This is a genomic window from Saliniramus fredricksonii, assembly GCF_900094735.1.
Classification (GTDB): Bacteria; Pseudomonadota; Alphaproteobacteria; order Rhizobiales; family Beijerinckiaceae; genus Saliniramus; species Saliniramus fredricksonii.
On the sequence record NZ_FMBM01000002.1, the window covers coordinates 2,279,667 to 2,304,612 of the forward strand.

At 64.3% G+C, this 24,946-nt stretch carries 20 protein-coding genes; 13 read left to right on the top strand and 7 right to left on the bottom strand.

All coding sequences use genetic code 11. From position 1 onward, the window contains the following. Window positions 1-151 precede the first annotated feature (151 nt). Window positions 152-700: a MerR family transcriptional regulator gene (locus GA0071312_RS16925; protein ID WP_074445914.1), complete on the bottom strand. Its 549-nt coding sequence runs from the start codon at window positions 698-700 to the stop codon at window positions 152-154. 65 nt (window positions 701-765) lie between these two features. Further along, entirely contained in the window at window positions 766-1,077 is a 312-nt protein-coding gene (locus tag GA0071312_RS16930; protein WP_074446296.1) for an integration host factor subunit alpha, read from the bottom strand. Window positions 1,078-1,474: 397 nt separating this feature from the next. Between GA0071312_RS16930 and GA0071312_RS16935 the strand changes: the two genes are divergently transcribed. Then, entirely contained in the window at window positions 1,475-2,377 is a 903-nt protein-coding gene (locus GA0071312_RS16935; protein WP_074445915.1) for a uracil-DNA glycosylase, read from the top strand. A gap of 12 nt (window positions 2,378-2,389) precedes the next feature. On the opposite strand, the gene GA0071312_RS16940 is transcribed toward GA0071312_RS16935, so the two are convergent. Further along, window positions 2,390-3,616, bottom strand: a complete 1,227-nt coding sequence (locus GA0071312_RS16940; RefSeq protein WP_165604065.1) for a CoA transferase — start codon at window positions 3,614-3,616, stop codon at window positions 2,390-2,392. Between the two features lie 113 nt (window positions 3,617-3,729). On the opposite strand from GA0071312_RS16940, the gene GA0071312_RS16945 reads away from it, so the two are divergent. The 5 genes from GA0071312_RS16945 (at window position 3,730) to GA0071312_RS16965 (ending at window position 9,482) form a co-directional block, all read left to right on the top strand. Beyond that, complete coding sequence (locus GA0071312_RS16945) at window positions 3,730-4,983, top strand: MFS transporter (protein ID WP_238947272.1); 1,254 nt, start codon at window positions 3,730-3,732, stop codon at window positions 4,981-4,983. Between the two features lie 97 nt (window positions 4,984-5,080). After that, window positions 5,081-6,769 carry an acyl-CoA dehydrogenase family protein gene (locus GA0071312_RS16950; protein ID WP_074445918.1) on the top strand — a complete coding sequence of 563 codons (1,689 nt, stop codon included), beginning with the start codon at window positions 5,081-5,083 and terminating at the stop codon, window positions 6,767-6,769. A 9-nt stretch (window positions 6,770-6,778) separates the two neighbouring features. Then, window positions 6,779-7,660, top strand: coding sequence for a DMT family transporter (locus GA0071312_RS16955; RefSeq protein WP_238947273.1), 882 nt, complete (start codon window positions 6,779-6,781; stop codon window positions 7,658-7,660). A gap of 136 nt (window positions 7,661-7,796) precedes the next feature. Then, window positions 7,797-8,819, top strand: a complete 1,023-nt coding sequence (locus tag GA0071312_RS16960; RefSeq protein ID WP_083204646.1) for an Ldh family oxidoreductase — start codon at window positions 7,797-7,799, stop codon at window positions 8,817-8,819. Between the two features lie 126 nt (window positions 8,820-8,945). Continuing rightward, window positions 8,946-9,482, top strand: a complete 537-nt coding sequence (locus GA0071312_RS16965; protein ID WP_074445919.1) for a tetratricopeptide repeat protein — start codon at window positions 8,946-8,948, stop codon at window positions 9,480-9,482. Here GA0071312_RS16965 and GA0071312_RS16970 read toward each other — a convergent pair. Together GA0071312_RS16970 and GA0071312_RS16975 are read right to left on the bottom strand one after the other, a co-directional pair. Continuing rightward, window positions 9,410-11,680, bottom strand: a complete 2,271-nt coding sequence (locus tag GA0071312_RS16970; RefSeq protein ID WP_074445920.1) for a putative bifunctional diguanylate cyclase/phosphodiesterase — start codon at window positions 11,678-11,680, stop codon at window positions 9,410-9,412. The two genes, GA0071312_RS16965 and GA0071312_RS16970, sit on opposite strands and share 73 nt — an antisense overlap. 407 nt (window positions 11,681-12,087) lie before the next feature. Then, entirely contained in the window at window positions 12,088-13,488 is a 1,401-nt protein-coding gene (locus GA0071312_RS16975) for a methyl-accepting chemotaxis protein (protein ID WP_165604066.1), read from the bottom strand. Between the two features lie 349 nt (window positions 13,489-13,837). Here GA0071312_RS16975 and GA0071312_RS20160 point away from each other — a divergent pair, with 349 nt between their 5' ends. Next, window positions 13,838-13,981 carry a hypothetical protein gene (locus tag GA0071312_RS20160; protein WP_165604067.1) on the top strand — a complete coding sequence of 48 codons (144 nt, stop codon included), beginning with the start codon at window positions 13,838-13,840 and terminating at the stop codon, window positions 13,979-13,981. A 145-nt stretch (window positions 13,982-14,126) separates the two neighbouring features. Here GA0071312_RS20160 and GA0071312_RS16980 read toward each other — a convergent pair whose 3' ends face one another. Then, window positions 14,127-15,821, bottom strand: coding sequence for a methyl-accepting chemotaxis protein (locus tag GA0071312_RS16980; protein WP_074445921.1), 1,695 nt, complete (start codon window positions 15,819-15,821; stop codon window positions 14,127-14,129). A 292-nt stretch (window positions 15,822-16,113) separates the two neighbouring features. Between GA0071312_RS16980 and GA0071312_RS16985 the strand changes: the two genes are divergently transcribed. The 6 genes from GA0071312_RS16985 (at window position 16,114) to GA0071312_RS17010 (ending at window position 24,159) form a co-directional block, all read left to right on the top strand. Continuing rightward, on the top strand, window positions 16,114-17,553 hold the full coding sequence (locus GA0071312_RS16985) for a DegQ family serine endoprotease (RefSeq protein ID WP_074445922.1): 1,440 nt from the start codon (window positions 16,114-16,116) through the stop codon (window positions 17,551-17,553). Window positions 17,554-17,557: 4 nt separating this feature from the next. After that, entirely contained in the window at window positions 17,558-18,862 is a 1,305-nt protein-coding gene (locus GA0071312_RS16990) for a replication-associated recombination protein A (protein ID WP_074445923.1), read from the top strand. 115 nt (window positions 18,863-18,977) lie between these two features. Then, window positions 18,978-19,208 carry a hypothetical protein gene (locus GA0071312_RS16995; protein WP_074445924.1) on the top strand — a complete coding sequence of 77 codons (231 nt, stop codon included), beginning with the start codon at window positions 18,978-18,980 and terminating at the stop codon, window positions 19,206-19,208. A 16-nt stretch (window positions 19,209-19,224) separates the two neighbouring features. After that, complete coding sequence (locus GA0071312_RS17000) at window positions 19,225-19,611, top strand: hypothetical protein (protein ID WP_074445925.1); 387 nt, start codon at window positions 19,225-19,227, stop codon at window positions 19,609-19,611. A gap of 109 nt (window positions 19,612-19,720) precedes the next feature. Continuing rightward, window positions 19,721-23,281: a class I SAM-dependent DNA methyltransferase gene (locus GA0071312_RS17005; protein WP_074445926.1), complete on the top strand. Its 3,561-nt coding sequence runs from the start codon at window positions 19,721-19,723 to the stop codon at window positions 23,279-23,281. A gap of 86 nt (window positions 23,282-23,367) precedes the next feature. Then, a complete protein-coding gene (locus GA0071312_RS17010; protein WP_238947274.1) occupies window positions 23,368-24,159 on the top strand; it encodes a thermonuclease family protein in 792 nt (263 codons plus the stop codon). 3 nt (window positions 24,160-24,162) lie between these two features. Here GA0071312_RS17010 and GA0071312_RS17015 read toward each other — a convergent pair whose 3' ends face one another. After that, complete coding sequence (locus GA0071312_RS17015) at window positions 24,163-24,828, bottom strand: FAD-binding oxidoreductase (protein ID WP_074445927.1); 666 nt, start codon at window positions 24,826-24,828, stop codon at window positions 24,163-24,165. Between the last annotated feature and the right edge of the window lie 118 nt (window positions 24,829-24,946).

Consider the following 24,946-nt stretch of genomic DNA (forward strand, 5'->3'; position numbering starts at 1 on the left):
CTCCTCTTCCGGCGCACGGTTTTTTCTGGATCGCGGAGCGTGCCGGCATCACGCATTTCGCCAGACGCAGGATATGCCGGCGCCCCCGGTGCGTCATGCGCCGTGACGCCCGGCCCGTATGCGCATCCCTGCGAGGCGCGCGCGAAACGCGTCAGCTCTCGGAATCACCGGGAAGCATCAGATTGTCGAGAACCCGCCGGCATTCACGCAATTCGTCGAGCGCGGCGCGCAATTGCCCGCGATCGAGCGCGGCCCGCCGGCCCGTGGCGCGGGTGCCCATTTCAATGGGGATTGCCGCATCAGTCGCGTCGTCGTCGAAGCCGGTATCGGTCGCAGCAGCATTATCGCCGCGCCGTGCCCGCGCCTGCGCATCGACATCAGGCTCTGCGGCTTCGGGCGCATCGGCAGGCCGTGCTTCCAGCGTGACCTCGCCGCGCCCGATCGCCTCGACGGCACGCACGCCCTCGCTCTTGAGAATGCGCTGAACGCCCTTGATCGTATAGCCTTCGGCATAGAGCAGGCGGCGGATGCCCTGGAGCAAATCGATATCGCTCGGGCGATAATAGCGCCGCCCGCCGGCCCGCTTGAGCGGCTTGATCTGCGTGAACCGGGTTTCCCAGAAACGCAACACGTGCTGCGGCAGGTCGAGATCCTCAGCCACTTCGCTGATGGTACGAAAAGCGTCCGGACTCTTTTCCATTGCGCCAGCCTACTCCCGGATCAGACGACTCCCTCATATGCAACGCGCGGCGAAACCGCCCGCGTTCATTCGCCTTCGGAATCGTTGTCGCCGTTGATCCTGGCCTTCATCACGTTGGACGGCTTGAAGACCATGACGCGGCGCGGCTCGATCGGCACCTCGACGCCGGTTTTCGGATTGCGCCCGATCCGCTCGCCCTTCTCGCGCACGACGAAGGAGCCGAAGGAGGACAGCTTCACCGTCTCCCCCTGCTCGAGGGTTTCACAGATCTCGCCGAGCACGGATTCGACCAATTGCGCCGATTCGGTGCGCGAAAGCCCGACACGTTGATAGACGGCCTCCGACAGATCGGCCCGGGTCACGGTCTTGCCCGCCATGGTTTCCCCCATTCACAAGGCTGGATGCCGGCCCTCTATACCAGCGCGATGACGCTATTCCCAAGACAGGCCGGAATCAACACGGGAATCGCGGATTTGCGCGCGCAGAGGGCCATCGGGGCAGATTCGGCGGGAATGGGGGCCGGGTCAGAGCAGAAATCGATATCGACAGAGTCAGTGGGTCAATAGCCGGCATTGCATTGTCCAACGAATCATTTCCTTGCCTCGCAACTGCCGCCCCATCACGCGGCGAGGACGAAGAATTCAGACCCTGCATGAGGCCGGGTAAGCCCCGCCCATCATAAATCAACATCTCCCCAATCTTGCCCCCGCCGCCGAAAACCCCGATAACCGGGCGACGGAGACGTCGCGGGCGGGCGTTCCGGCGGGAGGTTGGATGCACACGGCTGAGGATCAGCGGGCGGCTTTGACGGCATTGCTCGAATTCTATGCCGCGTCCGGCGTCGACGTGGCGCTGGACGAGGTGCCGATCGACCGCTTCGCCGAGGAGCGGGAGAAGCGCGCGCGCGAAGCCGAGCACCGCGCTGCCGGGATCGATGCCCGTGCCCGCGCCGCCGACAGCATCCGCGCGCCATCCGGCGATCGGCCGCCGGCAGCCGCCCGCTCCGCGTCACCCGCAACCCCCGCCAGCCTCGATCCGCAGGAAGCCGTCGCCGGCGCACATGCGCGCGCGGCTGCCGCGACCGATCTCGCCATGCTGCGCGACAATCTCGCCGGTTTCGACGGCTGCGGGCTCAAGCTTTCCGCGAAATCGCTGGTCTTCGCCGACGGGACGCCGGGCGCGCGGGTCATGCTCGTCGGCGAGGCGCCGGGATCGGAGGAGGACCGGCAGGGCAAGCCCTTCGTCGGGCGCTCGGGCCAGTTGCTCGACCGCATGCTCGCCGCGATCGGGCTCGACCGCTCCAGCGTCTATATCGGCAACGTCATCCCCTGGCGCCCGCCCGGCAACCGCCCCCCGACGCCACAGGAGGCTGCGGCCTGCATGCCCTTCATCCGCCGCCAGATCGAACTGGCCGACCCCGATTTCCTGATCTGCCTCGGTGAGCGAGCGGCCCAGGCGCTGCTGGAGATCAATACCGGCATCCACAAGGCGCGCGGGCGCTGGCAGGATTACGACACCGGCAAACGCGTGATCCCCGCCATGGCAACCCTGAATCCGGGCTTTCTGCGGCAACAGCCCTCACAGAAACGCCTCGCCTGGCGGGACCTGCGCACGCTGCGCCGCGCGCTCGATGCGGGCTCGGGCGGCGCTGCGACGGGGAGCGATGCGGGCGGGTGACCCGGGCGAGCATCAATCCCCACCCCCCAACACCCCCGCCGTATCCGCTCCGAGCACCGGCGCGGGATGCGCACCGGCCCGCGCGCCTTCCCCATCATGATTCGAAAAGCGCAGCGGCGAGGCCGGGGTCAGGACCGGGCCGATGCCGGGATGGTCGACCGTCTGGAACATTGGATTACGGATGCTCGCCCGCCAGTCCTGCGCGAGCATCTGTGCCACGTCGCGGAACGGGCTCCAGCACACTGCCGTGCCCGCAAAGGCGGCTGCGATCTCGTCGAGATTGCGCGCCGCAACCCATTCCCCCATCAGCGCGGCGATGGCGTGGCGGATGCGGTAGCGCTCTTCCTCGCGGGTGAGATCGGCCGCGAAGGCGGTGGCGAGCGCCTGCATGCGGGCTTCGAGCCCCATCACCGCGATCAGCGCCTGCCATTGCTTGCCGGTCACCGCGACGAGCATGATGCGCGCGCCGTCGCTTGTGGGGAAATCGGTGCCGAACGTGCCGTAGATCCAGTTGCCGTCGCGCGGACGGGACGCGCCCGTGAGCTCCGCCTCGGCGAGGATCCCGACATTCGCCATCGAGGCCATGGCAACGTCGGAGAGGCTCAGCTTCACATGCTGGCCGCGCCCGGTGAGGCGGCGCTCGCGCTCGGCGGCGAGCAGGCCCAGCGCGATGGTCTTGCCGCAGATCACGTCCCAGAACGGCATGGCGTTGTTGACAGGCCCGGCAACGCCCTGCGGTCCGGTCATCATGGCGACGCCGCAGGCCGCGTTCACCGTGTAATCGATCGCCGTCGCCCCGTCCGGGCTGCCATCGAGGCTGAGCACGATCACGTCCGGACGGCGCGCGGCCAGCGCCTCGAAAGTGAGTTCGCCCTTGAGCGGCAGGTTGGTCACGAAAATGCCGTTGCCCTCGCCCGGCGCGCAGATCAGCGCGGCGGCGCGTTCGCGATCCTCTTGCCGGCGCAGATCCAGGGTGACGGAGCGCTTGCCCCGGTTGAGGAAGCTCCAGTAGAGGCTCGCCCCCGCCGGCGCATGCGGATAACGCCGGTAATCGAGCCCGCCCTCCGGCGCATCGAGGCGGATCACCTCGGCGCCGAGCTGCGCAAGGCTCATGGTGGAGAGCGGGGCGGCAATGAAGGCGGTCGATTCGACGATCCGCAACCCGCCGAGCGGCCCCTGCCCTGCTGCGTCCCGCGCACCTGCCGATGGCTGCGTCCCGGAATCCGCCCGACCCGTCATGATCCTCACCTTTCCTGCCGTTTCGCCGCCCCTGCCGCTGCGGCATGTCGAAGGCAGCGATAGCGCCGTTTGCGCCTTGCGGCAAACCGTGATCTCTATGCGCGATCCCTCCCATGGACAGATCAAAGCGCATGAACGGCTTCCTTCGCTTCGCCAGAGACAATGCCGTCTGGCTCCTCGCCGGATTTCTGCTGACCTTCGCATCAAGCTTCGGCCAGACCTTCTTCATCGCGGTCTTCGCCGGTGAGATCCGGGAATATTTCGGCCTGTCGCATGGCGGCTGGGGCAGCCTTTATGCCATCGCGACAATGGCTTCGGCGGCGACCATGGTCTTTGCCGGCACGCTCTCGGACCGTTTTCGTGTCAGGGTTCTGGGCGCGGGCGTCCTCATCGGGCTGGGGATGGCGGCGCTCGGGATGGCGCTCGCCACACATGTCATCGTGCTCGTCGTGGCGATCTATTTCCTGCGCCTGTTCGGTCAGGGCTTCATGGGGCATATCGCCATGGTCGCGATGGCGCGCTGGTTCGTGGCGACGCGCGGGCGGGCGGTCTCGATCGCCGGGCTCGGGGTGGCGACGGGGGAGGCGTTCCTGCCGATCATCTTCGTGGCCCTGCTCGGCCTGTTCAACTGGCGCATGCTCTGGGTTGCCGCCGCGCTGATCCTGATCGCCTTCGCGCCGCTTCTCTACCTGCTGCTCGGGCGCGAGCGCACGCCGCAGTCGTTTTCCCGCGATAGCGGCTCGCAGGGCTTCGACGGGCGGATGTGGACGCGCGGCGAGGTCTTCCGGCACCGCTTCTTCTGGCTGATGGTGCCGGCGCTGCTCGGCCCCTCCGCCTGGATGACCGCCTTCTTCTTCCACCAGGTGCATCTCGCCGAGGCGAAGGACTGGGCGCATCTGACGCTGGTGGCGCTGTTCCCGCTCTTTACCGGGACGAGCGTGCTGTTTCTGCTGCTCGCCGGCTGGTTCGTCGACCGCTTCGGCTGCGCGGCGCTGGCGCGGCTCTACCTCGTTCCGATCGCGCTGGGATATATCGCCTTCGCGCTCGCGCCGAGCCCGGCGGCTGCCGGCTTGGCCATCATCCTGATGGGCGCCTCGACGGGCATGCACACGACGCTGATGGCGACGCTCTGGGCCGAGGTCTACGGCACCCGCCATCTCGGCGCGATCCGCGCCATGATCGCCGCGATCATGGTGCTCGGCACCGCGCTCGGCCCTGCGATCAGTGGCGCGCTCATTGATCTCGGCCTCGCGCTGCCGGACCAGTTCTTCGGCATCGCCGCCTATTTCGCCGCCGCCGCAGGTCTCGCGATCTACGCAACGATGGCCTTGCCGAGGCATCGCGGCAATGACGCGCAGCCCGTGTGAGCGATGAGGGCTGGCCTCGTCGGGGCCGGCGTTCTAAACCATGAGATAAAACGAAGACGCGGGTCGCGCGCATGCGCCATGCCCGCAAGGAGATGCCATGTCCGTCGCAAATGCCGCCGCACCCGCGCAACCGCAATCGCTGCCCGCCCTGCTTGATGAAGCCGTTACCAGTCTCGAGGCCCTGCTCGATGCCGCGCGCGACAAGCTGCGCCCGCGCATCGTGATCGATGGCCGCGTCGATGCAGCCCGGCTCGATGCCGAACAGCATGCCGCCCATGGTCTGGCCTGGCTCGCCACCTATGTGCGCGCCTTGCGCGAACTTGCCGCCTGTAGCGAACGCCTGAGCGCGGAAGGGCGCTTCGGGGCGATGGAGGAAATGCTGGTGCGCATCGGCGCCGGCGAGTATTGCGCCCAGGCGCTCAACGGCATCCCGATGAGCCAGGGCGAGATCGTGCGGCTCTCGGCCTTCGGCTTCGACCATGGCGAGATCGCACAATTCTACACCCCCGCCATTGCTGCGCTGATTGATGACGGTAATACGGCGCGAAACCGCGCCCGGCTGATCGATCTGATGCGTCAATCCTCCGGCATGCTGGTCCAGGGCGATGCCGGGCTCGACGAGACGCTGGAGGCGATCCGCAGCGAGATGCATCGTTTCTCGCAGGCCGAGATCGTGCCCCATGCGCATCACTGGCACGAACAGAACGCCTATATCCCGATGGAGGTCATCAACCAGATGGCCGAACTCGGTGTCTTCGGTCTCACCATCCCCGAGGAATTCGGCGGGATGGGGCTGTCCAAGGTGTCGATGTGCGTCGTCTCCGAGGAATTGTCGCGCGGCTATATCGGCGTCGGCTCTCTCGGCACGCGCTCGGAGATCGCGGCGGAGTTGATCCAGGGCGGCGGCACGCCCGAGCAGAAGGCGCGCTTCCTGCCGGCCATCGCGGCGGGCGAGATCATCCCCACCGCCGTCTTCACCGAGCCCGATACCGGCTCGGATCTCGCGTCGCTCAAGACCCGCGCCGTGCGCGAGGGGGATGTCTGGAAGGTCTACGGCAACAAAACCTGGATCACCCATCCGGTGCGCGCCGATCTGATGACGATGCTGGTGCGCACGCGCCCCGAGGAGCCCGGCCATCGCGGACTCTCGATCCTGCTCGCGGAGAAGCCGCGCGGCACGGATGATGCACCCTTCCCGGTCGATGGCCTGTCAGGCGGCGAGATCGAGGTGCTCGGCTATCGCGGCATGAAGGAATACGAATTGTCGTTCGACGGTTTCGAGGTCGCCGGCGAAAACCTGCTCGGCAATGTCGAGGGCGAGGGATTCAGGCAACTGATGCAGACCTTCGAATCGGCGCGCATCCAGACGGCCGCGCGGGCCGTGGGCGTGGCGCAATCGGCGCTCGATCTCGGCCTGCAATACGCGCAGGAGCGCATCCAGTTCGGCAAACCGCTGATCGCCTTCCCGCGCGTGGCCGACAAGCTCGCCATGATGGCCGCCGAAATCCATATCGCGCGCCAGATCACCTATTATTCGGCCCGCGAGAAGGATGCCGGCAAGCGTTGCGATCTCGAGGCCGGCATGGCCAAGCTGCTTGCCGCGCGCGTCGCCTGGACCGCTGCCGACAACGCGCTCCAGATTCACGGCGGTAACGGCTTCGCGCTGGAATATCCGATCAGCCGGGTTCTGTGCGATGCGCGTATTCTCTCGATCTTCGAAGGCGCCGCCGAGATCCAGGCGCAGGTGATTGCCCGTCGGCTGATCGCGGCGGATCGGGAAGGGTAAGGGGGCCTCGTGCAAACGGCATCCCCCGCAGCGCCCGCGAGCCATCAGACGGGCATCGCGCTGATGTGCATCGGCGTCGCTTTCCTGACGGTGAATGACGCCATCGCCAAGACGCTGACGCAGACCTATTCGCCGCTGCAGATCCTCTTCCTGCGCAACGTCATCGCCCTGCCCTTCGCCCTGATGATCGCGCTGCGGATGGGGGGCACCGGCGCGCTGCGTTCCTATCGCCCCTCGGTACATCTCCTGCGCGGCATCCTCTGGGTTGCGGGGACGTTTCTCTTCTTCACCAGCCTGCGCTTTCTGCAACTCGCCGAGGCGACGGCGCTGATCTTCGTGGCCCCCTTCTTCATCATCGCGCTGTCGGCGGCGTTTCTGGGCGAACGCGTCGGCTGGCGGCGCTGGAGCGCGGTGATCGCGGGTTTCATCGGCGTGCTGATCGTGGTCCGGCCCGGCGGTGCCACCTTCCAGCTCGCCTCCCTGCTGCCCGTCGCCACCGCCTTCGTCTATGCCCTGATGATGCTGGGCTCCCGCTTCGTCGACAGCCGCGAGAGCGTCTGGACGCTGCTTCTCTACCTCACCGGCACGAGTGCGCTTCTGAGCACCGTGCTTGTCCCTTTCGTCTGGGTGCCAGTGCGGATGGAGCATCTCTGGCTCTTCGTGGCGATCGCGCTGTGCGGTACGGCGGGAATCACCATGATGACACAGGCCTTCCGCCTCGCCCCGGCCTCAATCGTCGCACCCCTCGATTATACCGCCCTGCTCTGGGCGACCCTGCTCGGCTGGCTGATCTGGAACGAGATGCCCGACGGCGTGACCTTCATCGGCGCCGGAATCATCATTGCGAGCGGCGTCTGGGTGATCCTGAGGGAGCGCCGTCGACGGATCTGAGGCTGGCGGGATGCCCATCCGGCGGATGGCCGGAAACCGGATTGCCAAGCCGGCAACGACGCGCCACCCTGTTGTCCATCGCTCGCCGCCGGCAAACCGCTCGCCGAAGGATCGACAAACGAGGACGCCAGCTTCCATGCAAGAATTCATTCGCATTCCCTTCGACACCCTCGTTGCCCGCCTGTCCGCCATTCTCGAAGCCAATGGCTGCGCGCCCTGGGTGGCGCAGGTGATCGGCCTCAATTGCGCCAGCGCCCAGCGCGACGGCGCCCATAGCCACGGCGTCTTCCGGATGAAGGGCTACGTCTCGACGCTCAATGCCGGGGGCTGGGTCGATGGCCGGGCCGAGCCGCTGCTCGAAGACGTGGCGCCGGGTTTTCTGCGCGTCGACGGCATGAACGGCTTCACCGTATGCGCCCTGGCGCGCGCCCGGGAAGCGGCGCTCGCGAAGGTGAAGGCGAATGGCTGCGCGGTGCTCGCGATCCGCAATTCGCATCATCTCGGCGCGCTCTCGCTCGATGTCGAGCCTTTTGCGGATGAAGGCCTGATCGCGCTCTCCTTCATCAATTCCATGGCCTCGGTCGTGCCCCATGGCGGACGGAAGGCGGCGCTGGGGACCAATCCGATCGCCTTCGCCACCCCGCGCCGTGATGCGCGGCCCCTCGTCTTCGACATGGCAACCTCGGTCATGGCGCATGGCGATGTCCAGCTCGCCGCCCGCGAGGGCCGCACCCTCGATAAAGGCGTCGGTGTCGATCGCGACGGCAATCCCACCGATGATCCCAGGGCCATTGTCGATGGCGGCGCGCTGATGGCCTTCGGCGGCCACAAGGGCGCGGCGCTCGCGCTGATGGTGGAGGTGATGTGCGGCGCGCTCGTCGGCGGCAAGTTCTCCCGCGAGGTCGATCTCAAGCAGCATCCGGGCGCCCATACCCCGCATACCGGGCAGTCCTTCATCCTGATCGACCCGCAGGCCGGGCGCGGCACCCTGCCGCCCTTCGTTGACCGGGTCGAGGATCTGATGGGCTATCTCATCGATGCCGGCCAGACCCGCCTCCCCGGCGACCGCCGCCACGAGGCCCGCGACGATTCCATGAAAAACGGCGTCCCGGTCTCCGCGGAGCTCATGGCGATGCTGGAAGAGATGGAGCGAGGGTGAGGTTATCCCCGGATGTTCCCGTCAAATTTGCAGAGAATTCGAAAGCCCGCTTAAGACGAATGTCAAACTTCGACAGGCATACTGAGCATCATCCTTCGCCCCACCCGTCACGATGGTTGCCGCCCCATGCCTGTCAAAACTCTGCTCTTCGCCCGCCGCGCCGGACTGGTTCTCGCACTCATGCTCTTCATGGCTGCGAATTCCGGTGCCCATGCCGCCGAAGAGGCTTCAGATGCTGACCTCGCTCGGGGTGTTGAAGCATTCGAGGCGCGCGATTACGCCTCCGCCCTGCGTTGGCTGGAACCGGTCGCGCAAGACGGTGAGGCGCAGGCGCAATTCATCCTCGGCTTCATGCACCAGAACGGACGCGGCGTCCCTGTGGATGCGGAGAAGGGCGCGGCGCTGCTCCGGCAATCGGCCGAGCAGGGCTATGCCTATGCCCAGTTTTCGCTGGCATCGAGCTATCGCTTCGGTATCGGGGTCGAGCAGGATCTGCTCGATGCCCATCACTGGCTGCTGCTGGCCGAACACAACGGCTACGATCCCGCGCGCCAGATCCGCATGGTGATCGAAGCGGAACTGCAGCCCGATCAGATCGCGCGCAGCCGCGAGGCCGCCTTCGCCGAACCTTCGGCGGAAACCGCCGATACAGCCGATCCGTGATCTGCCCCTTCGTTCTGCATCGCCTTCCCGAGCAGCACTTCGACAGGCATGGGTCTGCCGTAAAGATAACCCTGGCCGGTCAGGCATTGATGCTCGCGCAGGAAATCGGCCTGCGCCGGGATTTCGATGCCTTCCGCGATCACATCGAGCCCGAGACTGCTTCCGAGAGCCAGAACGGCCCTGACGATGGCGGCATCATCCTCGTCTTCCGTCACGTCGCTGACGAAGCTGCGATCGATCTTCAGGCGCGTCAGCGGATAGCGCTTGAGCTGGCTGAGAGAGGCCCAGCCGGTTCCGTAATCATCGAAGGCGATCCCGACACCCAGCGCGCGCAGGGCACGCAGCTGCGGAATGATCAGTTCCTCATCATCGAGAATGATGGTCTCCGTGATCTCGAGTTCGAGGCAATGAGCCGGCAGGTCGGTCTCGGCCAGCACCCGCTCGACGCTGGCGACGAGATCGCCCCGGCGCAGCTGGGCGGTAAAGAGATTGACGCCGATGCGGATGTCGCGACCATGGCGCTGACGCAGACGCATCGCGTCCCGGCAGGCCTGCGCGAGAACCCGGTTGCCGACATCCGCCGCGATCGGCGTATTTTCAAGTTCCGCGATGAAAGCGCCCGGAGCCAGTAATCCACGCTCGGGATGCTGCCAGCGCAAGAGCGCCTCGACCCCGGTCAGCGCACCGGTTTCGAGATCGACCTGGGGCTGCAGGAACACGATGAATTGTTCCTCTTCGTGGGCGACTTGAAGAGCCGTGCGCAATTCCTGAACGGCCTCGAGTTTCGCACGCAGATCCTCCGTATAGAAAAGCCTGTTCCCCGGTCCAAGGCTCTTTGCTTCATAAAGGGCGAGATCGGCATTGCCCAGAAGCGTGTCGGGATCGTCCCCGGAAAACACAACGATCCCGACACAGGCGCCCAGCCTCAGGACATGTCCGCCAACCTCGAAGGGCTCGGCCAGCGTGTCGATGATCCAGGATGCAACGTCTTCGGCGCGATTGCTGTGGGTGTCGCGGATGATCACACCGAACTCGTCACCGCCGAGGCGATAGACACCACCCAGTGCGAAAGCGATCGTCTGCACACGTTGCGCCGCCAGGCGCAGGAGGGCATCGCCGGTGAGATGGCCATAGCAATCATTCACGAGTTTGAACCCGTCGAGATCAATCAGGAGCAATGCGCCACGGGCACGCGCCGCGAGGGCTTCGCGTATATCCTTCTGGAAAAGGGTCCGGTTGCCGATACGGGTGAGCGGGTCGAAATGCGCGAGCCGGTAGAGTTGGTCCTCGGCCTGCTTGCGTTGCGTGGCGTCCTTGATGATTGCACCGAAGGCCTTCGCGCCGTCTTCTTCCCAACGCGCGACGCTGATCTCCGCCGGAAACCGTGAACCATCCCGGCGCATGGCCGGCAATTCAACCGTATTTCCCACGATACCTGCCGATTCACCGCGCAGATTGCGCTCCATGCCGGCATGATGCGCCGCCCGCATCTCTTCGGGGATGATGATATCGAGGCTTTGTCCGATCGCCTCATCGCCATCATAGCCGAACATGGCAGTCGCACCGGCATTCCACTCGGTGATGATGCCGGAGCCGTTGGTGCAGATCACAGCATTCGGGGAACTGCTGGCGAAAGATGCGTGACGATGCTCCGTCTGGGCACGACGGCGCTCCTCGCGGCGACGCTCCAGCCGGTCCATGGCAAGCGTGGCCAGATCAGCGAGCAATGTCTTTTCGCGCTCATCGAGAGGTGGGCGCGGCTTCGTATCGATGATGCAGACCCGCCCCAGCACATGATCATCATGGGTCACCAGCGGTGCGCCAGCGTAAAAGCGCAGGTGCGGCTCGCCGGTTACGAAAGGATTGTCGGCAAAGCGTGGGTCGCGCGTCGTGTCCTCGATGACGAGGACGTCACGACTGGTGAGAATATCGGTGTGGCAAAAGGAGACATCGCGGGGTGTTTGCGCGATTGCGAGGCCGTGGCATCCCGTGAAGGCCTGTTCGCAGGCACCGACGAGAGTGACGGCAGCGATCGGCGCATTGAACAGATGCGCGGCCAATCGGGCGATATGATCAAAGTCCGCCTCCGATCCACCCCGGGGAGGCTCATAACGCGCGAGGACCGCCAGCCTTTCGTTCTCCAGACGAAGGCGCGTTTCCGATGAAAGTGCCGATTCATCGGCAGGGCGCAAAGCCATGACAATGGTCCTTCCTGTATCCGCAAAGGCTCGGAGACCTGATATACGATGCGAATAAATTTTGGATTGCAATTTGTATTCGTAGCAATCAAAAACATATTCGCAAATACGAACATACACAGGGACTGTTTATCTCCACTTAATAGAACTATCGAAACGGTATTACCGAAGAAAAATTTACCCTGAAATATTGCAAGACCCCGCTCCGACGATCGGCTTCAGATAAATTCATTCCAAGGCATCCTTCTATCAGGCCTGGCTCAGTCAGCCGGAGAATGAAATCCGGTCGAGGCAATAGATACAGACGCTGCGCAGTCTTCGTTTGGTTGAAAATCGATTTCAATAAAATCGCCCGCGACATATTCGTATCGCGGGCGATAAACCGGCTGCCTTGTGAATCAGGAATGTCAGCCCGCGCGCACGCGCTGGAGGAACTGCGAGACTTCCGTTTCCAGGCTCCCGGCATTTTCCGAGAGCTCGTTGGCAGAGGTGAGCAGCTGCTCCGAGGCCGATGCGGTGTGGCCCGAGGCCTCCCGCACCTGGGAGATGTTGCCCGTGGCCTCCTGCGTGCCGCGCGCCGCTTCCGAGACATTGCGCGCGATCTCACCGGTCGCAGCCTGCTGCTCTTCCACAGCCGCCGCGACAGATCCGGCGAGCGCACTCATCTGCTCGATTTGCTGCGCAATGGCACCGATCGCCGCCACGGATTTCTCCGAAATCCCCTGCATGCCGGTGATCTGCGTCGCGATCTGGTCCGTCGCCTTGGCCGTCTGGTCGGCGAGCCCCTTCACTTCCGCCGCGACCACCGCGAAGCCCTTGCCGGCTTCGCCGGCGCGGGCGGCCTCGATCGTGGCGTTGAGCGCCAGAAGATTGGTCTGCTCCGCGATGGCCCGGATCATGGCGATGACCTCGCCGATCTTCTGGGCCGAGTCGGAGAGCTCGGTGACGAGACCATTGGTTTCGCGGGCCTGATCAACGGCAGCGGCCGATCGCGTTGCCGCCTGCGCCACCTGGGAGCCGATTTCCTGCGATGATGCAGCGAGCTGCTCGGTCGCAGTGGCAACAGCCTGGACATTCGCTGCCGTCTGTTCGGCGGCGGATGCGACCGAAGCCGATTGCATGTTGGTTTCTTCCGCCGTCGAGGAGAGCGAACGCGCCGTCGCTTCGAGTTCCGCCGAAGAGGAGGAGAGCTGGCGCACGAGGCCGCCGACCTTCTGCTCGAACTCGTCCGCAAGTTGTGCCAGCGCTGCCTTTTTATCCGCCTCGGCCCGTGCCTCGCGCGCCTCGGCTTCTGCTTCCATTTCCTGATTGCGCTGGAGCGCGTCACGGAAGACCGCCAACGCCATTGCCATGGCGCCGACTTCGTCCGTGCGATCGCGCGCCGGGATTTCGGTGGCGAGATCGCCGCTCGACACCCGCTTCATCGCGGCAGTCAGGCCGGCGACGGGATTGACGATGGAGCGTGACAGGATGAACGCAAAGACAGCCCCGATCACAAGGCCGATCACGGTGGCAAAGATCGCTATGCGCTCGGCACTCACGAGCGTCGCCTTGATCACAGGGCCGATTGCAACGCGTCGGTTCTGGAAATCCTGCGCCGTGTCGGAAATCATCGCGGTCGTGCGAATCCCGGTGGCTTCGAGTTGTTCGACAGCGGCCTCACCGCTGCGGCCTTCCCGCACCAGACGATCGAACAGGGTCTGATACTCCGACGCCGCCGCATGCAATCCGTCAAGGGCAGTTGCGAATTCCTCCCGGGTGACCGAGTTGCGCAGATCCCCATAGGCAGCGAAAGTTTCGTCAAGCATCGAACGGGCGCGCTCAAGATCTGCTTCGTCACCATCGCGCAAGAAAGCAGCGGCACTGACCCGCGCGGAGTAGATATCACCGCGCATATCCATCAGTTCGCTGGAGCCAGATGCTACTTCCCGATAATCATCGAAAAGATGCTCGGCCTTGAAAAGTGACAGCGTTGCATTGCCGGCCACGCCAGCAAAGACCAGCAGGACCAATCCAAAAGACCAACCAATACGTGCTTTAATAGAAATACGCTTCATAAAATTGCCCATCATGACAAAGAACTCCCGTACGCTACGTAAGCTGCTGAGTTATGTCAGATATGAGACCTAATTATTTAACATAGCTTAATTCGAAACCTTGTCTGCCGATGCATTTTTGCAGGGCTTCACTGCAAAAATGCAAACTCGACAAGATGATCCGGCTAACAAGCCTTTGCGTCGCGCAGCGATTCCGGAAGCACTGAAGCAGCATATCTTCATGTTAAAAATCGCCTATTCATGAAAATGACAAATGGAAAATCCGATTATTTGCAAAAATACAAAAATTCTGATTTCAAAAATGACCAACCATCACATATCATAAAACAAACCCGCGACACGATTACATGTCGCGGGCGCTTTTATTGACTAAAAACGGCTGGAACAGATCAGCCCGCCCGCACGCGCTGGAGGAACTGCGAGACTTCCGTTTCGAGGCTGCCAGCGTTTTCCGAAAGTGCATTCGCGGAAGTGAACAATTGCTCGGAAGCCGTTGCCGTCTGGCTGGAGGCCTCGCGGACCTGCGTGATGTTACCCGTGGCCTCCTGCGTGCCGCGCGCCGCTTCCGAGACATTGCGCGCGATCTCACCGGTCGCAGCCTGCTGTTCTTCCACAGCCGCCGCGACGGAGTTGGTCAGCGAGGACATTTCCTCGATCTGATGCGCGATCGCTGCGATGGCCGCCACGGATTTCTCGGAAATCCCCTGCATGCCGGTGATCTGCGTCGCGATCTGGTCCGTCGCCTTCGCAGTCTGGTCGGCGAGCCCCTTCACTTCCGCCGCGACCACCGCGAAGCCCTTTCCGGCTTCGCCGGCGCGGGCGGCCTCGATCGTGGCGTTGAGCGCCAGAAGATTGGTCTGCTCGGCAATGGCGCGGATCATGGCGATGACCTCGCCGATCTTCTGGGCCGAGTCGGAGAGCTCGGTGACGAGTTCGTTGGTCTCGCGCGCCTGCTCGACCGCCGCAGCCGACTTGGTCGCGGTTTGCGAAACCTGCGAGCCGATCTCCTGGGCGGAGGCGGCGAGTTGCTCGGTCGCCGTGGCGACGGCCTGGACATTCGCAGCCGTCTGTTCGGCGGCAGAGGCGACCGAAGCCGATTGCATGTTGGTCTCTTCCGCCGTGGAGGACAGCGAACGCGCCGTCGATTTCAGCGTGCCGGAGGATTTCGACAGTTCACGCACGAGACCGCCCACCGTGGTTTCGAACTCGTCCGCCAGCCGGACCATGGCCGTCTGCTTCTCGGCTTCGGTCTGTTCCGCATTGCGCTGCGCTTCCTCGGCCTTGCGCTGACCGAGTGCATCACGGAACCCGACCAGTGCCTTGGCGATGGCGCCGACCTCGTCATTGCGTTCGACCCCGGGGACCGTCGCGTCGAGTTCACCGCCCGCCATGCGCTCCAGTGTCGCCGTGAGCCCCTGCACCGGCTTGATCACCGAGCGCGCCACCAGAGTCCCGGCGGCAATGGAGAGCACGATCGCCAGCGCAAGCGCACCCAGAACGAGGGTTGAGAAGCCTTCGGCCGAACGCGTCACCTCGGCACCCACAGCCTGGCTCTGCGCCTCCTGATAATCGATGAAGCGGTTGATCGCAGCGAGCCAGTCGACGAAGAGACCGCTGGCCTGCGTCATCAGCAGGTCATGCGCCGTCTCTCCATCGCCCGCCCGTTGCAGGCTGATGATTTCATCGACGAGCGGGTTCGTCTGCGCCTGGATCGCGGCGATATCGGCGAGCATGGCTTTGCCGTCATCGGATAGACCGATCTCGGCGACAAGCGCATCCATGGCGCGTTCGTTCTCGGCATAGAACTGTGCAAGCTCATCGATCAGAGCGACCTGACCGTTCTGCGCCCGCGCATCCTCGTGGAGAACCACGTCGCGGATGGCGATCGCGCGGTCATGCACGCTGCCGCGGTAATTGATGGCATGCCGCTGCAGGACAGCATTGACGTTGTTGATCTCCGCAAGGTTGCGGTTAAGGTTGCCGACTTCCGCCACGGAGATCCAGGCAAGCCCTGCCATAAGGGCAAGAACGAATGCAAACGCGACCGCCAGTTTGGCGGCGATACCGGTCTTCTCGATGTTCATGGATCTGACTTCCTTTTCTACCGAGGGATGCTGTTGTGTATCTTGCTATCCCTTTCGTTGAAAAGGATTTAAGCTGAAAAAAATTTAATGAAAATTAATGCGACATTTGACAGGTCATGCACTTGCGTAAAAGCCATGTTCGAAAAATGCATGCCTCCAGAGTGATCCGGTCGCAATGCTGCCGCGCATCGGCTTGCCCCCTCCCCCGGTCATGCCCACTATGCGACACTCGGATGATGCGATTCGACCTTCTTCATGGACCCTGCGACAGCCGGAGCCGGACGTGACCCAGATGCCATCAGAATCCGCCCGCTGCGATCGCGCTCCGATCGCGATCCTGCTCGCCGCCTTCATCGGGCTCGTGACCTGCGCAGCAATGCCTGATCATGCCGTCGCACAAAGCCGCGTCGTGCCCCAGAGCGACGCGCAGGTGAAGCTCTCCTACGCGCCGCTCGTACGCGAGGCTGCGCAGGCGGTGGTGAATGTGCACGGGGCCCGCGTCACCGAGCGCCCGCGCGACCATATGGAGGATTTCTTCGAGCGCTTCTTCGGCAACGACGGCTTCGGCGCCATGCCGCGCGAGCGGATCGAGCGCTCACTCGGCTCCGGCGTCATCGTCGATGCAGCCGGGCTGGTCGTCACCAATTACCACGTGGTCGAAGGCATGACGGAGTTGCGCGTGGCTCTCGTCGATCGGCGCGAATTCGACGCCGAGGTCGTCCTGCGCGATCCGCGCAGCGATCTCGCGATGTTGCAGATCGCGTCCGATGAAAGCTTTCCGGCTCTGGAGCTGGGCGATTCCGAGACGCTGGAAGTCGGCGATATCGTGCTCGCCATCGGCAACCCGTTCGGCGTTGGCCAGACGGTGACGCAGGGCATCGTCTCGGCTCTGGCGCGCACGCAGGTCGGGATCAGCGATTACCAGTTCTTCATCCAGACCGATGCGGCGATCAATCCCGGCAATTCGGGCGGCGCGCTGCTCGACATGACTGGACAGGTCGTAGGCATCAACACGGCGATCTATTCGCGCTCCGGCGGCAGCCACGGCATCGGCTTCGCCATTCCCGCCGCGATGGTGCATGCGGTGGTGGAATCCGCACGCATTGGCGCCGATCGCGTGCGCCGGCCCTGGCTCGGCGCCTCGGTCCAGGAGGTCACGCCCGATATTGCCGAGAGCGTGGGCCTCGCCCGGCCCTCCGGCGTGCTCGTCACCCATGTTCTTGATGACAGCCCTGCGGACCGCGCCGGCCTGCGCCGGGGCGACATTATCCGCGCCGTCGAGGGGCGCCGGATCAACGATCCGGATGCTTTCGGCTATCGCTTCGCCCTCGCGGGCGTCGAGGGATTGGCGCGCATCGATATCCTGCGCGGTGAGCGAGCACTGGATCTCGACGTTCCCCTGATGCCACCGCCGGAAGAACCACCCCGCGAGACGCTGACCATTGCCAGCCGCACGCCTTTGGGCGGCGCTACCGTGGTAAACCTTTCCCCCGCCGTCGCCGAGGAATTGCAGGTCCAGCAGGGCCTCGAAGGCGTCATCATCACGGAAGTCGATCCGCGCTCCATCGCCGCGAGCTACGGTTTCCGCCCGGGCGACATCATTCTGGAGGTCAACAACCGGCAGATCCGGCGCACCGGCGAGCTCGACGAAGCCATGCGCGCCGGCGGTCGCTCCTGGGCGATGCGGATCAATCGCGGCGGGCAGATCATCACCACCATGTTGCGGGGCTGATCCGGTGAGCGACCTGTTCGCCTCCGCCGGCCTCGACAAGGATCTAGCGCGCCCGCTGGCCGACCGGATGCGCCCGCAGACGCTCGGTGAAGTGGTCGGCCAGGATCATCTTGTGGGTCCCGACGGAGCGCTGACGCGGCTCTTGCGCACCGGCTCGATCGGCTCGCTGATCTTCTGGGGCCCGCCGGGCACCGGCAAGACCACAGTGGCGCGGCTGCTCGCGCATGAGACCAGCCTGCATTTCGAGCAGATCTCGGCGATCTTCTCGGGCGTGGCCGATCTCAAGAAGGTTTTTGAGGCCGCCCGCGCCCGGCGCCAGATGGGCACCGCCACCCTGCTCTTCGTCGATGAGATCCACCGTTTCAACCGCGCCCAGCTCGATGCCTTCCTGCCCGTGATGGAGGACGGCACCATCACGCTGGTCGGCGCGACCACGGAAAACCCCTCCTTCGAGCTCAATGCGGCCCTGCTCTCGCGCGCCCGCGTGCTCACCTTCCAGGCGCTCGACGAGGAAGCAATCGGCCAATTGCTCACCCGCGCCGAAGCGATCATGGCGCGCCCCCTCCCCCTCGACGACGACGCCCGCGCCGCGCTCGCGCGCATGGCCGATGGCGACGGGCGCGCAGCCCTCACCCTCGCCGAGGAGCTCTGGCGCTCCGCCGGTGAGGGCGAGACCTTCGATACGGCGGGGCTCGTCTCGGTGATCCAGCGCCGGGCGCCGATCTACGACAAGGGACAGGAAGGCCATTACAATCTGATCAGCGCCTTGCACAAATGCGTGCGCGGCTCCGATCCCGATGCGGCCCTGTATTATCTCGCGCGTATGCTGGATGGCGGCGAGGACCGCCTGTTCATCGCCCGCCGGCTGGTGCGCATGGCGGTGGAGGATATCGGCCTCGCCGATCCGCAGGCGCTCGTCATCGCGAATGCGGCGAAAGACGCCTACGACTTTCTCGGCTCGCCCGAAGGCGAGCTCGCGCTGGCCCAGGCCGCCGTCTATCTCGCGACGGCGCCGAAATCGAACGCGCTCTACAATGCGTACAAGGCCTCCATGCGCGCGGCGAAGGAACACGGCTCGCTGATGCCGCCTAAGACCATTCTCAACGCACCCACCAAACTCATGAAGCAGGAGGGCTACGGCGCGGACTACGTCTACGACCACGACGCGCCGGATGCATTTTCGGGCCAGGATTACTGGCCGGAGAAGCTCGGCCGGCAACGCTTCTACGATCCCGTCGATCGCGGCTTCGAACGCGACATCCGCAAACGGCTGGAATGGTGGGACAAGTTGCGGCGGGAGAGGGGGTGAGCGACGGCGACAGGTTCGGCGAAAATCACGTGAAAAGCGATCAAAGATTGCCATATCTCACAAAAAACACTATATAATTGCATCCAAACACAGGCCAAACAGGATATATTTCAGTATGGCAGTTCGCGCTTTGGCGCAACTTTCGGTGAAGAGCATGTCGCGGAATCTGGTTGATACGATCAGGCTTTTCTGCACGGTGGCGATTATCGTAGCCGCGATTGCACAACTCGCCTCGGGCCTGACCGAACCGGCCATCTTCCTCCTGTCGACTCTGGTTGCTGCGTTGGTTATCGGCTTACCGAAGCTTCTTCGGGCGATTTGGCCTGACGGCAATACAGCGTCCTGACGATACGATTCATGTGATGGCTGTTCTCGGGCCGGAAGCGGTAGCGACACTGACGATCGTGTTTGGCGTGCTGTTTGCTCTGCTGGCGGGTGTGGTCTTGATGCTGCTGCGGATCAGTTGGGATCATTTGTTCCAACTCGTCAAACAGATATCCAGCTATCCGTTCTCGACGGTACCCTTGGCAATTTTGTTGTGGAATTGTGTCGCCATCAACTTCAATGCCTGGCAGGACAATACCGAGGCCATAGAGGCATGGAGCCGCATCCAAAGCGATTCAGCACATGTCTTCGGCATTGGCACCACATTGCTCGCCTATGCGCGTTTCTCGATGATCATTTCGGCAACAGCGGATCTGGTCGACAGCGTACGGGAGCGTCTGGCCGCTTTCTCTCGCCAGCCATAGACACAACCATAAATTAACTCTATACACGCCTAGCGCGTATAATCGCGCTAGACAACCATCGTATAAGTTGTATTGACTGATTGCACCCGTAATACGTGTGCAACTGGTCATGCTCGAAGATTTCATTGCTGAAGTGCAGGCCGCCTCTGGCGGGGCGGAGCGCTCGAATTATCAGATCTTCGTGCAGAAGCTCTGCGCGGCGCTTGAGGTGGCGCCGCCAGGCATGGCCGGGCCAGATCATGAACGCAACGACTACGTGTTCGAGCGCCGGGTCGATTTCAAGCATCCCGACGGCACCACCACGCCCGGCTATATCGATTGCTACAAGCGCGATCACTTCATCCTGGAAGCCAAGCAATCGAAGCGTCGGCAGGCTCCGAATGCACCCGCGCGCAGCGCTCCTCGTCCGGGCTGGGACCGGGTCATGGCCGAGGCGCGGCGGCAGGCGGAAAATTATGCGCGCGCCCTGCCCGTCGATCACGGCTACCCGCCCTTCCTGATCACCGTTGATGTCGGGCAGGCCATCGAGATCTATGCCGATTTCTCGGGGCTGGGGAAGAACTACGCCCATTTCCCCGATCGCAATTCCTACCGGATCAACCTCGACGATCTGCGCCGCGACGATGTCCGCAAACGGCTGAAGGCGGTCTTCACGGCACCGCGCAAGCTCGACCCGACCCGCCACGCATCGCGGGTGACGCGGGTCATCGCCGCGCGCCTCGCCCGCGTCGCGCGCCGGCTGGAGAAGCGCCATCCGCCGGCCGAGGTGGCGCAATTCCTGATGCGCTGTCTCTTCACCATGTTCGCCGAGGATTCCGGCCTGCTCCCGGAGCGCGGCTTTCGCGATCTCCTCGGCCAGCTCAAGCAGAATCCGGACAACGCCGTACCGGCGCTGACGGATCTGTGGCGCCGGATGGATCGCGGCGGCTTCGAGCCGCGCCTGATGGCGACGATCAAGCGCTTCAACGGGACCCTGTTCAAGGATGCCACCGCGCTCCCGCTCGCCCGTGAAGAGCTGAACGAGCTCGCCATAGCCGCTTCCTATGACTGGCGCGATGTCGAACCGGCGATTTTCGGCACTCTGCTCGAACGCGCTCTTGATCCCCGCGAGCGTTCGCGGCTCGGCGCGCATTACACGCCGCGCGCCTATGTCGAGCGCCTCGTCGTGCCCACCATCCTCGATCCGCTGCGAGGCGAATGGGACGAGGCGCGCACCCGGGCCGATGTCCTGCACGAAGCGGGCGATGATCGCGGCGCCGTCGCCGTCATCCGCGCCTACCACCACCGCCTGTGCACCATCCGCGTGCTTGATCCCGCCTGCGGCACCGGGAATTTCCTTTATGTCGCGCTGGAAATGCTCAAGCGCCTCGAAGGGGAGGTGCTGGAGGCGCTCGATGCGCTGGGCGAGGATCAGGCGCGTCTCGCCATGGAAGGCGAGACGGTGAGCCCGAAGCAGTTCTACGGGCTCGAACTCAACCCCCGCGCCGTCCCCATCGCCGATCTGGTGCTCTGGATCGGCTATATCAAATGGCAGCGCCGCACCATCAACCTCGCCTCCCTTCCCGAGCCGATACTGCAGGCCTACGGCACGATCCGGCATCAGGATGCGATTCTGGATGCGGATGCAAGGATCCCGCGTCGCGACGATAGCGGCGCGCCGCTGACGAAGTGGGACAGGATCAGCCATCGCCCGCACCCGGTCACCGGCGATCCGGTGCCGGATCTGAGTGCCCGGATTCCGCTCTACGATTACCGCAATCCGCGCCCGGCGCCCTGGCCGGAGGTCGAGTTCATCATCGGCAACCCGCCCTTCATCGGGGGCAAGGACATGCGCGAGGAGCTCGGCGACGGCTATACCGAAGCCTGCCGCAAGGCGCGCCCGAAGGTTCCCGGCGGCGCCGATTTCGTCATGCATTTCTGGGACGAGGCGGCAGTCCGGCTCTTGCGCAAGCCGACGAAGCAGGCCCCCAACCCGCTGATCCGCTTCGGCTTCATCACCACGAATTCGATCACCCAGACCTTTTCGCGCCGCGTCATCGAGCGCCATCTGGAAGCGCGCGAGCCGCTCTCGCTGGTCTATGCCATCCCCGATCACCCCTGGCTCAAGGCGCCCGACAAGGCCGCCGTGCGGATCGCGATGACGGTATGCGAGCGTGGCCGGCAGGAGGGCGTGCTCGAAACCGTCACCGAGGAAGCCGATCTCAAGACCGACACGCCGCGCGTGGAGCTCGCGCGGCGGACCGGGATGATCCGGGCGAAGCTGACGCTCGGCGCCGATCTGAGCCAGGCGCGTGCGCTCGCCGCCAACGAGGCGCTTTGCAGCCGTGGCGTCGTGCTGCACGGCGCCGGCTTCATGGTCACGCCGCGACAGGCGAAGACGCTGGGGCTGGGGCGTGTCGAAGGGCTCGACGCCCATATCCGCGATTACCGCAATGGCCGCGACCTCGCCGGGCGCCCGCGCGGGGTGAAGGTGATCGATCTCTATCCGCTGGCGCGCGAGGAGGTCGAGACGCGTTTTCCCGCAATCTACCAGCACGTGCTCGAACGGGTGAAGCCGGAGCGCGATCAGAACAACATGAAGTTCCGGCGCGAGAACTGGTGGTGGTTCGGCGCGACCCACAAGGAACTGCGCGCCTTCCTCGACGGCCTGCCGCGCTACATCGCCACCATCGAGACCGCCAAGCACCGGTTCTTTCAATTCCTCGACGGGGAAGTGCGCCCGGATAACAAGCTGATCAATATCGGCAGCGATGACGCAGCCCTGCTCGCGGTACTCTCCTCATCGGTACATTGCTGGTGGTTCCAGGCCAATGCCGGCAAGATCGGGGTCTATGCCCTCGACAGCGTCTATGTGAAGACGCGCGTCTTCGACACCTTCCCCTTCCCGCCCTGCCTCGATCCGCGCCTGCCCGAGGACCATCCGCAAGCGGCCCTGCGGGGGCGTCTGCGCAAACTCGGCGAGAAGCTCGACGCGTTCCGCAAGGAGCGCATTGCCGCGCATGGCTTCATCACCATGACCGGGCTTTACAACGCGCTCGAACAGCTGCGCCTGCGCGCGGCGGGGCTCGTCAGGGAGCCGATGAGCGAGGCCGAGCGGGACTTTCATGAGGCCGGGCTGATCTCGGTTCTGGCCGAGATCCATGACGAGATCGACGCCGCCGTGCTTGAGGCCTACGGGCTCGAGCATCTCGCCCCGGCTCTGATCGGCCAGCCCGGCGCAACGACGCCGCTGCCGCAGGAAAAACCCGCAACGCTGGCTGCCGCAGAGGAAGAGCTGTTGAGCGGCCTCGTCGCGCTCAATCAGCAGCGCCAGCGCGAAGAACAGCAGGGCCGCGTGCGCTGGCTGCGCCCGGATTTCCAGATCCCGCGACTGGCCCACAAGCTGCCAGAGCCGCCGGACGAGCAGCTCTTCGCCGATCTCGTCGTCGCCCCGCAGGATCTGCGCATCAAATGGCCGAAAGATACCGCCGAACAGCTGCGTCTGGTGCGCCGCCTGCTCGTCGCCACCCCGTCCCCCGCCCCCGATACCGCCATCGCCGAAGCCTTTGCAGGCAAGGGCAGCAAGCAGCGTCGCGCCCATGTGCGCGACGCGCTGGAAGCGCTGGCAGCGCGCGGGATCGTCAGAAAAATCGCAGGGAGCACCCCGGCACGCTACTTCATCCCGCGCTGAATCATGACGAGAAGATTGCTTCTTCCTTTAGGGAAGAGGCATAGTTTGACTTCGAATCGCAGATCGTACTGGCCATGAATTCAAGATTGACCTCTTTGATCATTATCGCCCTGATCGGCGCGCTGGCTTTCTGGGATGAGGCTCCCTGGCAGAGCGAAAACGGCCCATCGACCGTCGAGCCGGTCGTCATCACGGATGCACGCTCCGGCAGCACGCTTGCGACGCGCCTGACCGGCCCGGTGCGCGTCGTCGATGGCGATACCATCCGGCTGGGCGCGCACCGCATCCGCCTGCACGGAATCGATGCGCCGGAATCCGATCAGGCCTGTCTCGATCCGCAAGGCGCGCCCTGGGCCTGCGGTGACGCGGCCACGGAAAGGCTCTCGGATCTGATCGGCGACGATCCAGTGTATTGCAGCGAGCGCGATATCGACCGCTACCAGCGTATCATCGGCGAATGCTTCGCGGATGGTAGCAATCTCAATGCCGCCCTCGTCGCGGAAGGCTTCGCCTTCGCCTATCGCCGCTTCAGTCTGGACTATGCCGCGCTGGAGGATGAGGCGCGCGAGGCCAGGCGCGGTATCTGGGCAGGTACTGTCCAGGCCCCGTGGGACCACCGCCGCGATCCGCAGCATGTGGTGATCCCTGATGTCGGCGCGACCGGCAGCACGTCGGCCGCGCAAGATGCCGGCTCAGGCCTTCAACCGCCCGGCGATTGCGTCATCAAGGGCAATATCAACCGAGGCGGTGAGCGCATCTATCACACCCCGGACAGCCATTCCTACAGCCGTACCCGAATCGACGAGAGTCGCGGCGAACACTGGTTCTGCACGGAAGAGGAAGCCCGCGCGGCAGGGTGGCGCGCGCCGCGCGGGTGAGCGTCACGCCTCTTCGGTGACGATGTGCTCGTCGGACACGCCGAGACTCTTCACCGCTTTCTCGACCGCCTCGATCATCGGCGGCGGGCCGCAGATATAGACGTGCCCGCCCCAATCGGGAACATTGGCCTTCAGGAAATCTGCGGTGATGTCCTGACGCGGCACGGTGGCTCCGTTCTCGTCGGTCACCGTGAAGATGCATTCCAGCCCGGGCATCCCCTCCCATTCCTCGCGCAGGATAATGTCGCGCTCGGTTCTGTTCGAGAAGATCAGCGTGCAGCCGGAGAGCTCATTCTCGCGGGCGCGTCTGCGCAGGATCGGGATGAAGGGCGTAATTCCCGCACCGCCGGCGATGAAGATACCGGGCCCCTGGTCGTTGATCGCCCCCCACGGCTCATCAATCAGCACCGTGTCGCCGGGGCGCAGATCCGCGATGCGTTTGGTGACGCCGTCGTGATCGGGATAGCTCTTGATCGTGAATTCGAGAATCGGCTCGTCCGGCTGGCTGGTGAAGGTGAAGGGCCGCGTCTCCTCGCGCCAGCCATCCTGATCGAGAGCGAAATCCGTCGCCTGGCCCGGCGTGAAGTCGTAACCCTCGGGCCGCGTGAAGACGAGGCGGTTGGTATCGTGCGTCAGCGCGGAAATTTCGCGTAGCGTGATGCGATGCATGAAGTTCCTCCTTTGCCGGAGAAAACCGCGAGCCCCGCATGCTGGTTCCGCATAAAAGCCGCGCTTAGGGCGCGATGCGGCCATATGCCCCTGCCGCGCACCGGCCAGTAAAACGGCC

Excerpts from the sequence above, each read along its gene's own strand:
- GA0071312_RS16945 (WP_238947272.1), top strand. The coding sequence starts at position 3,730 with ATGGACAGATCAAAGCGCATGAACGGCTTCCTTCGCTTCGCCAGAGAC.
- GA0071312_RS16925 (WP_074445914.1), bottom strand. The coding sequence starts at position 700 with ATGGAAAAGAGTCCGGACGCTTTTCGTACCATCAGCGAAGTGGCTGAG.
- GA0071312_RS17000 (WP_074445925.1), top strand. The coding sequence starts at position 19,225 with ATGGCTGTTCTCGGGCCGGAAGCGGTAGCGACACTGACGATCGTGTTT.
- GA0071312_RS16975 (WP_165604066.1), bottom strand. The coding sequence starts at position 13,488 with ATGCTTGACGAAACTTTCGCTGCCTATGGGGATCTGCGCAACTCGGTC.
- GA0071312_RS16940 (WP_165604065.1), bottom strand. The coding sequence starts at position 3,616 with ATGACGGGTCGGGCGGATTCCGGGACGCAGCCATCGGCAGGTGCGCGG.
- GA0071312_RS16970 (WP_074445920.1), bottom strand. The coding sequence starts at position 11,680 with ATGGCTTTGCGCCCTGCCGATGAATCGGCACTTTCATCGGAAACGCGC.
- GA0071312_RS16930 (WP_074446296.1), bottom strand. The coding sequence starts at position 1,077 with ATGGCGGGCAAGACCGTGACCCGGGCCGATCTGTCGGAGGCCGTCTAT.
- GA0071312_RS16985 (WP_074445922.1), top strand. The coding sequence starts at position 16,114 with ATGCCATCAGAATCCGCCCGCTGCGATCGCGCTCCGATCGCGATCCTG.
- GA0071312_RS16960 (WP_083204646.1), top strand. The coding sequence starts at position 7,797 with ATGCAAGAATTCATTCGCATTCCCTTCGACACCCTCGTTGCCCGCCTG.
- GA0071312_RS16980 (WP_074445921.1), bottom strand. The coding sequence starts at position 15,821 with ATGAACATCGAGAAGACCGGTATCGCCGCCAAACTGGCGGTCGCGTTT.
- GA0071312_RS16935 (WP_074445915.1), top strand. The coding sequence starts at position 1,475 with ATGCACACGGCTGAGGATCAGCGGGCGGCTTTGACGGCATTGCTCGAA.
- GA0071312_RS16950 (WP_074445918.1), top strand. The coding sequence starts at position 5,081 with ATGTCCGTCGCAAATGCCGCCGCACCCGCGCAACCGCAATCGCTGCCC.
- GA0071312_RS16995 (WP_074445924.1), top strand. The coding sequence starts at position 18,978 with ATGGCAGTTCGCGCTTTGGCGCAACTTTCGGTGAAGAGCATGTCGCGG.
- GA0071312_RS17015 (WP_074445927.1), bottom strand. The coding sequence starts at position 24,828 with ATGCATCGCATCACGCTACGCGAAATTTCCGCGCTGACGCACGATACC.
- GA0071312_RS17005 (WP_074445926.1), top strand. The coding sequence starts at position 19,721 with ATGCTCGAAGATTTCATTGCTGAAGTGCAGGCCGCCTCTGGCGGGGCG.
- GA0071312_RS16965 (WP_074445919.1), top strand. The coding sequence starts at position 8,946 with ATGCCTGTCAAAACTCTGCTCTTCGCCCGCCGCGCCGGACTGGTTCTC.